General features: G+C 65.6%; 1 protein-coding gene. It reads right to left on the bottom strand.

Going from position 1 to position 241, the window contains the following annotated elements; all coding sequences use genetic code 11:
* Positions 1-241: bacteriophage T4 gp5 trimerization domain-containing protein (locus HMPREF0072_RS11465; RefSeq protein WP_211204233.1), on the bottom strand; the 241-nt coding region annotated here is incomplete at both ends.

Raw genomic sequence — 241 nt, forward strand, 5'->3', positions numbered from 1 at the left:
CGCCGGCCTTCACCGTCAGTTCGCTGTCAGCCTCGATCACCATCTTCTGCCCGGCCTTCAGGTGGATCTCGCGCCCGGCCCTGGCCAGGTAGGCACGACCGAGCTTCACGTGCTGGCTGTCGCCGACCGTCAGGTGGTCATCGGCCTTCAGCTCGACCTTGCGCTCTCCGTGCACGGTGTGATGCTCCTCGGCCTTGAACTCGCTGTAGCTGTTCGCCTCCACGGTGTCGTGGCGTTCGTG

The organism is Anaerococcus lactolyticus ATCC 51172 (genome assembly GCF_000156575.1).
In the GTDB taxonomy this organism is placed as follows: Bacteria; Bacillota; Clostridia; order Tissierellales; family Peptoniphilaceae; genus Anaerococcus; species Anaerococcus lactolyticus.